This window comes from Syntrophomonas sp. UBA1041, from assembly GCF_002316705.1.
Lineage (GTDB): Bacteria > Bacillota > Syntrophomonadia > Syntrophomonadales > Syntrophomonadaceae > DTU019.
Window position 1 is genome coordinate 661 of record NZ_DCEA01000027.1, and the last position, 3625, is coordinate 4285.

At 51.3% G+C, this 3625-nt stretch carries 7 protein-coding genes; all 7 read left to right on the forward strand.

What is annotated here, in order from left to right; genetic code table 11:
• A partial coding sequence (locus B2633_RS05075) for a hypothetical protein (protein ID WP_483169577.1) occupies window positions 1-217 on the forward strand: 217 nt, incomplete at its 5' end.
• A gap of 37 nt (window positions 218-254) precedes the next feature.
• Window positions 255-788, forward strand: a complete 534-nt coding sequence (locus B2633_RS05080) for a YceD family protein (RefSeq protein ID WP_483169578.1) — start codon at window positions 255-257, stop codon at window positions 786-788.
• On the forward strand, window positions 775-945 hold the full coding sequence (rpmF, locus tag B2633_RS05085; protein WP_481040246.1) for a 50S ribosomal protein L32: 171 nt from the start codon (window positions 775-777) through the stop codon (window positions 943-945). Before B2633_RS05080 ends, rpmF begins: the two co-directional genes overlap by 14 nt.
• Window positions 946-1037: 92 nt before the next feature.
• A complete protein-coding gene (gene plsX / locus B2633_RS05090; protein WP_483169579.1) occupies window positions 1038-1994 on the forward strand; it encodes a phosphate acyltransferase PlsX in 957 nt (318 codons plus the stop codon).
• Window positions 1995-2047: 53 nt separating this feature from the next.
• Complete coding sequence (locus B2633_RS05095; protein ID WP_481040242.1) at window positions 2048-2296, forward strand: acyl carrier protein; 249 nt, start codon at window positions 2048-2050, stop codon at window positions 2294-2296.
• Window positions 2289-3017 (forward strand): ribonuclease III, encoded by a 729-nt coding sequence (rnc, locus tag B2633_RS05100; protein ID WP_483169581.1) that lies wholly within the window; start codon window positions 2289-2291, stop codon window positions 3015-3017. Before B2633_RS05095 ends, rnc begins: the two co-directional genes overlap by 8 nt.
• Window positions 3014-3625 (forward strand): elongator complex protein 3 (locus B2633_RS05105; protein WP_483169583.1); only part of this gene is annotated, 612 nt, incomplete at its 3' end. The genes rnc and B2633_RS05105, both read left to right, overlap by 4 nt.

Consider the following 3625-nt stretch of genomic DNA (forward strand, 5'->3'; position numbering starts at 1 on the left):
CAATAGGTCCGCTCAATCAACGTACTATTTGTACGCCTCAATCGCGGGCCTATTGAGCGCCTTGCTCTTCGCTTCCGTCGCTCGCTCTGCCCAGCTCGTTGACTTGTCAGCAAGCTGGGAGGCGGGCATCGCCCGCCCCTTTAGTTTTGGCTCCTATCAGCCGCATATCAACAAAATCGATATAGTAACTGCCTTTATTGACAATACTAACCGGTGAAGAATATAATTAATCTGGTGTTTTTTAGGGGTGCAAAATGAAAATTGACCTTAAACAACTCAAACTTCAGCCGCAACAGAGTGAGCACTATTCTTTTGTGGAATTTTGGCCCGATGAACTGGTTCGGGGACTGGGTGCTCAGTTTGCGGAGCCGGTTCAGGTCGATATCGAAGTGGTATTCACCGGACAGACATATGTCGGCACGGGAAAAGTAAAGTCCAAACTGGTGCTGGCCTGTTCCCGGTGTCTGGAACCATCGGTTATTCAGGTTGCTGAAGAACTGGGCATCACCATGATAGATGCCGGCAGCCGAAAACCGGAGGAGTTCAAGGATGATGTACTGGTGGTTGATCAAGGTGAGGCCGATATTGAGCCGGCGGTAATAGAAGCCATATTTGCCGTCATCCCCTTGAGTCCGCTCTGCAATTCGGAATGTCAGGGTCTGTGCCCGGGTTGCGGTGTAAACAAAAACGTGGAGGCTTGCCGCTGCAGTGAAGAAAATATAGATCCGCGCTGGGAAGCCTTGAAAAAATTAACCCAGGAAGGAGGGGAACAAATTGGGCGTTCCTAAGAGGAGACATTCGCATTCAAGAAAGAATATGAGGCGTGCCGAATGGCGCAAGCTGGACAAACCAGGGTTGGTTGAATGTCCTCAGTGCAAGGAGTTGAAATTATCACATCGGGCCTGCTTGAATTGCGGATTTTATAAAGGTAAAAACGTGATGTAAGATATACAGGTTGATCAAAAGGTAAGGTATCGGCGCACTTTCAGGCCCATAGCTTACTTTTTGTATTTCTTGCTGAAATGAGGAGGAAGACCATGAAGATCGCAGTTGACGTAATGGGAGGCGATTATGGCCCAGGCGAGGTTATCGCAGGCGTCCTGAGCTGGCTGAAAGAAACCGATGCCTCCATTATCCTGGTAGGTTTGGCGGAAGAGATCGCGCCGGTCTTAAAAGGCCAATCGTATGATACTGAAAGGCTCAGGGTGGTCAATGCCAGCGAAATAATAACCATGGAAGAATCTCCGGCCATCGCGATCCGGCGCAAGAAAGACGCCTCCATTGTGGTTGCTACCGGTCTGGTCAAGGCGGGCCTGGCTGATGCGGTATTGTCCTGCGGCAGCACCGGAGCACAGATGGCCGCAGCTCTATTTAACCTGGGGCGGATGGAAGGAATCGAACGTCCTCCGATAGTCAGCGGGATACCGAATATTCGCGGTTCACAATCACTGCTCATCGACGTGGGGGCCAACGTGGACTGCCGCCCTTCGCAACTGGTGCAGTTTGCAGCCCTGGGAAGCGCTTATGCTTCAGCAATTCAAGCCATCCCCAATCCCCGCGTAGGCCTGCTCAACAATGGCGCCGAGGAGACGAAAGGCAATGCTGCCGCAGTCGAAGCTTTCAGCTTGCTGCGCCAGCAGCCCAAACTTAATTTTATCGGCAATGTGGAGGGTCGCGACCTATTTAATGGCGATTGTGATGTGATTGTCTGTGATGGTTTCACCGGCAACATCCTGTTGAAATCCATGGAGGGCCTGGTTCTGTTCCTGGCCCAGCATACCGCTCAGGAAATGGGCAAACTCCCCAGCATTTACCAGAAGGTCGATTATCGCCAGGTAGGCGGAGCGCCTTTGCTGGGGGTTAAAGGGATAAGTATAGTATGTCACGGCAGTTCAAAAAAACAGGCAATATGCAGCGGTATGAAAATTGCCGCTCAATGTATTGTGAGCCGTATTGTGGAACAGCAGGAAAAAGCCCTGGCAGCATTGATTTAAGGACCATACATAATGTATTGCTCAGGTTACAGTAGTTAAAGGAGGTAATCTAGTTGCAGGAGTTTATAGAGCTGGCCAGAAAGATACTGGCGGAACAGCTGGACCTGAACCCCCAGGAAATCGCCATGGAAACCAAACTGGAAGATCTGGACGCCGACTCCATCGATGTTGTGGAGATGATCATGGCTCTGGAAGATGCCTATGATGTGGAATTTCCTGAGGAAGGGCTGGAAAGCCTGTCAACCTTTGGGACGCTGGTCACGGCCCTGTACCGCCACCTGGAAAAGATTCAAAATGGCTAAGCAGCGGGATGCGGTTGCCCGCTTTATGCGTGACAACCGGCTCATTTTTAATCATCTGGGGCTTATCGACATGGCTTTGACGCATCCGTCCTTCAGCCAGGAAAAGAACTGTGTCGGCAATAATCAACGCCTGGAGTTCCTGGGCGATGCGGTCTTGAATATGATTATTGCCGAATACTTGTACAATCACTTTGATGAAAAGCCTGAAGGTGAATTGACCAAAATCCGGGCCAAGGTGGTCTGTGAAAAAGCGCTGCTCAACGTGGCTAATCAAATGCGATTGGGAGATTATCTACTATTAGGGCGGGGCGAGGAGATGTCCGGGGGGCGTAAGCGCCGCTCCATACTGGCTGATGCAGTCGAGGCGGTAATAGGAGCTATATATCTTGATCAAGGCTATGAAGCCGCGACCCGATTCGTACTGGACCGTCTGCAGGTTCACATTGACGACACCGCCCAGGGCGATTATCAAGATTATAAATCCCGCTTGCAGGAGCTGGTGCAGGGTAAAAACAAACAGAATGTGATCTACCAGATCATTAAAGAATGCGGTCCTGCTCATGCCAAAGTTTTTGAAGCCGGGGTGTATTATAAGGAGCGGCTGCTGGCTGCCGGCCAGGGGCGGAGCAAAAAGGAAGCCGAGCAAAATGCTGCTGAAAAGGTCCTGAAAAATCACCAGTTGCTGCTCAGCCTGGGACTGGAGATAACCCCCAAACCATGAAGCATGTCAATATTCCGATTTTTATCCCCCATGTGGGGTGCCCGTTTACATGCATATTTTGCAACCAGCGGCACATTGCCTCCCAGTTAGAACCCCTTTCCCCATCAGCCATCCCTGAATTGGTTGACCAGCACCTGGCGACCATTCCGCCCGGAAGTGAGATCGAGATAGCTTTCTTCGGCGGCAGTTTCACCATGATGGATGTTTCCCTGCAGGAAGCCTACCTCAGACAGGTATCCCCTTATTTGATAAAAGGTTTGATTCACGGCCTGCGCCTTTCCACCCGCCCAGATGGAATCGATCCGGATATTCTGAAAATGCTCAAATACTGGGGGGTAGACACCGTAGAACTGGGAGTGCAGTCGTGCGACGACGAGGTTCTGGCAGCCGCGGGGCGGGGGATGGCCCTTCTGCAAATCGTTGAGGCCAGCCGTTTATTAAAAGAGTATGGATTTAAACTGGGCATACAATTGATGGTGGGGCTGCCCGGGGACAACCGGCTTAAAGACCTGGCTACCACCCGGGTCATTATTGGACTGCGGCCGGATATGGTCAGAATTTATCCCACCCTGGTGATTGCCGGGACCGAGTTGGCCAGACAATGGCGG